2 protein-coding genes and 1 pseudogene are annotated in these 2,244 nt (G+C 54.6%); all 3 read right to left on the reverse strand.

Annotated features, from left to right (window positions below; all coding sequences use genetic code 11):
- A pseudogene (locus EJL04_RS16235) lies at positions 1-226 on the reverse strand (hypothetical protein); the annotation flags it as partial.
- 61 nt (positions 227-287) lie between these two features.
- Positions 288-1,856: a DUF3945 domain-containing protein gene (locus tag EJL04_RS16240; protein WP_002561002.1), complete on the reverse strand. Its 1,569-nt coding sequence runs from the start codon at positions 1,854-1,856 to the stop codon at positions 288-290.
- 20 nt (positions 1,857-1,876) lie between these two features.
- A complete protein-coding gene (locus EJL04_RS16245) occupies positions 1,877-2,227 on the reverse strand; it encodes a helix-turn-helix domain-containing protein (RefSeq protein ID WP_004291454.1) in 351 nt (116 codons plus the stop codon).
- Between the last annotated feature and the right edge of the window lie 17 nt (positions 2,228-2,244).

The following is a 2,244-nucleotide window of genomic DNA, read 5'->3' on the forward strand; positions in this document are numbered from 1 at the left end:
CCTGACGGGGGACGAGCGTGAATGTGTCGGGAATAATCGGGAGGTTGTCACGGACAAATCCGCGCACGCCGTAGCCGTCGGGCATGGCAAGCTGAACGAGGTGTCCGAATGCCCATGTCACGGCATAGCCGCCTCCTTCGAAATATCCTTCCTCTCTCTTTGTCGCGCCCACGATGCGGGCGATTTCACGTGCCACGGAGGGCTTTTCTGCAATGATTGTCTTCATGTTTTCTTGCTTTTTTGTTGATACTTTGGATTTTATTTTGGATTCAGTGGCGGACACGGGATTACATTTTCATGCCTTTGTTGTTCTTCTTTTTCGGCTTCTCCTGCTGCTGTTGCTGGCGGTCGTCCTTTGGGGCGGTCTGACCTTTCTGCAAAGGCTCTTTCAGGTTCTTTGTCGCCTCGTTGGTTTTGCCCTCGTTGTTCACCGCCACCTGTGTGCGGCTCTCGTTGGACGGGGCGACCTGCTGGGCGTTGTCGGGGTTCGTTTCGTAGCGGTACGGGCGGCCCTTCTCCGGGTTGAACTTGATATACATCGTGGCATGGAAGCCCTGCTTGTCGGTCACGTTCTCCAGTTTCACGGCTTTACCCGCCACGTAGTCGGCTTTCTGCTTGTCGGTGAAGTTCACGCCGCTCCATTTGCTGATGGGGCGGATGCTGCCGTCCTCGTTCATCCACGTGTTGCGGCGTTGCTCCTTCTTGGTCTGTGCGGCATTTTCCCCGCCTTGCGCCTGACTTTTCGAGGTGTCACCTTTGGCTTCCTGCGTCTGTGCGGTACGGGGCGACCTTCCGGTTCCCGGCACGAACTCCACGCCGCGCTGCTCCACGTTCACTTGAAGGGTGGTGACGAACTTCCTGCCGTCGTTGCGCTCGATGAGCTTGTCGCGCACGGGCAGTCCGGCGCGGAGCATGTCCTGCTCCTGTTTGGTGATTTCCGTCTTGCCGATGCGCTCCGGGATGCGCACCTTGTTTGCCGGAATGTCCGTGATTTCATTCGTCTTGCGGTCGATGCTGATGTAGGAGGGGATGATTTCGCCCGTTTCCCTGTCCACAATGTCCACGACCCTGCCGAGGTTGCCCGTTTCGCGCAGGTTCTTCCGGTCATCGTCGGAGAATTTGTGTTCCTTGTACTCATCTAACTTCTGCTCCTTGCGGATGAAGTGCGGCACGAGGCTGACATTTCCCTCGCCGTCCTTCTTGAAGGAGAGGCGGGCGTCCAGCTCGAATGATTCGCCGCCGAAGGTGGGCTTGACCTTTACCAAGTCGGACTTGCCGTAGTGGAGCATCTTCGTAAGGTCTCCGGACTTTTCAAGGTCGTCACGCTTCACGCCCCATCTGTCCTCCAGCTCCTGCCAGTTGATTTTGCTCTCGTTGATGGGTTGGTAGCCCTGTCTGCCCTGCGTCTGTTGCGGGCTTTCCTGCTGTTCTTTCTGTTGTTCCATGTTTTCCTGTTTTTGAGGTTCTTGTTTCTCTGTCTTTTGTGCCGCCATCTCTTCCTGCACCTGCTGTTGATAAGGGAAGGTGTCGATTTTGTGCGGTGCAAGGATTTGTTTGTTCTGGTACGGATGCTGAAGCAGGTCTTTCATCACGCCAAGCATGGAATCCACTTGGTCTGCCGCGATGCGGTAGAAACCGAAGCGGCTGGGTTCCTTGCACTGCCGGAAGAAGTTCTTGAAGAAGTTGTCCAGCACGTCGCCGTGTCGGTCGAATTGCAGGAAACTCTGCGCGTTCTCAGCTTTCGCAGGGGTACGCTTGGGTGTGTCGTCTGCATTCAGCCCGGCTACCACGCTGATCTCGCCCGTCTTCTCGTCACGGACTACCAGCACGTCCTTTTCGTCTTTTTTCTTTGCCATTTGAAAAATGTTTTAATGGGTTATTTATGAAAGAAATTATGGATACGAGCCTTGTAGAAGGCTATATCTTCTTTTTTGAAGTCCTTGATATGGTTGGAAAGGAATGTCAGCACATCCTCCTCGCTGTAATAGGTTTTCTTGCCCAGTGTCTTGTAGGGCAATGCGCCGACACTGCGGTAGCGTTGCAGTGTGCGCTTGCTTATCTGGAGCAGCATGCACAAATCCTGATTGTCGAAAAGGCGGATGCTTTCCGTGATAGTAGGCTGTTTCCCCTCAGCCTTCATCGCCAGCAGCAGTTCGTCCTGACGGTCGAGCCGTTCCATCAGCTTCTGCATCCAGCCCTCGAAGTTGTTTCGTGTGAGCAGTTCCATGACCTATGTCCTCCTTC

The sequence above is a fragment of the Prevotella marseillensis genome (genome assembly GCF_900625065.1).
Classification (GTDB): Bacteria; Bacteroidota; Bacteroidia; order Bacteroidales; family Bacteroidaceae; genus Prevotella; species Prevotella rara.

Coding starts and splice junctions, on each gene's coding strand:
- EJL04_RS16240 (WP_002561002.1), bottom strand. CDS start 1,856: ATGGCAAAGAAAAAAGACGAAAAGGACGTGCTGGTAGTCCGTGACGAG.
- EJL04_RS16245 (WP_004291454.1), bottom strand. CDS start 2,227: ATGGAACTGCTCACACGAAACAACTTCGAGGGCTGGATGCAGAAGCTG.